General features: G+C 70.5%; 2 protein-coding genes. One reads left to right on the plus strand and one right to left on the minus strand.

The features are described from left to right. Positions 1-601: radical SAM protein (locus HII36_RS55455; protein ID WP_328808337.1), on the minus strand; the 601-nt coding region annotated here is incomplete at its 3' end. A 117-nt stretch (positions 602-718) separates the two neighbouring features. On the opposite strand from HII36_RS55455, the gene HII36_RS55460 reads away from it, so the two are divergent. After that, positions 719-1,025, plus strand: a 307-nt coding sequence (locus HII36_RS55460; RefSeq protein ID WP_173531431.1) for a DMT family transporter, incomplete at its 3' end; no start/stop codon positions are given.

The raw sequence follows: 1,025 nt of genomic DNA on the forward strand, positions 1-1,025 counted from the left end.
CCCCCGCCTCCACCAGCGCCGACACCAGCTCCAGCCGCGCCTGCGCGCCCACCGCGCCCGGCTCGACCGCCCGCCTGATGCGCTCGTCGACGAACGCGATCGAGATCGCCACCTGCGCCCCCGCCCGCGCCAGCAACTCGGCGTCACGCAACACCAGCGGGCTCTTGGTGTAGACGGTGAACGGCACCGCCGCCCGCTCCAGCACCTCGATCAGACCCGGCATCAGCCGGTAGGTCCGCTCCGCCTCCTGGTAGCAGTCGCCGCTGATCCCGATCGCCAGCGGCGAACCGTCCCAGCGCGCCAGCTCGGCCCGCAGCCGCTCCACCGTGTTCGGCCTGACCACCACCCGCGTGTCGAAATCACGCCCGGCATCCAGACCCAGCCGCCGATGCCCGGGACGCGCGCCACAACCCCGGCAGGCGTGAGCGCAGCCGCGATAGGGGGAGACCGCCCACTGCTGGGCGATGCCCGCAGCCGCCGGCACCCGCTCGATCACCGTACGGGCCTGCATCTCCAGGAAGCCGCCACGCGCCACCGCCCGCCGCTCGATCAGCGGCCGGTCATCGGCGGCGTCCACCAGCGACAGTGCGTCCCAACCCACACCCTCCAGTGGAACACGTATTCGACTGCCTTTTCAAGCGAATCCCGCCACCCCGCCGCCCCGCACCACCCGAGTAAACTGGGACGAACGTACCACTTTCGTGTCTGGAGGCCCCCCATGGCCTGGCTCCTGCTCGCCGCCGCCATCGCCGCCGAAGTCCTCGCGACCTCCGCACTCAAACTCAGCAACGGCTTCACCCACCTCGGCTGGAGCATCGCCGTCGCCACCGGCTACATCACCTCCTTCGCCCTCCTCGCCCAAGCACTCAAACTCCAGCTCGAAGTCGGCACCGCCTACGCCATCTGGTCCGGCGCCGGCACCGCCGCCATCGCCCTCATCGGCTTCCTCTTCCTCGGCGAGACCCTCACCCCCCTCAAGATCGGCGGTATCCTGCTCATCATCGGCGGCGTCATCGTCCTCAACC

The sequence above is a fragment of the Nonomuraea antri genome, assembly GCF_013283785.1.
Classification (GTDB): domain Bacteria; phylum Actinomycetota; class Actinomycetes; order Streptosporangiales; family Streptosporangiaceae; genus Nonomuraea; species Nonomuraea antri.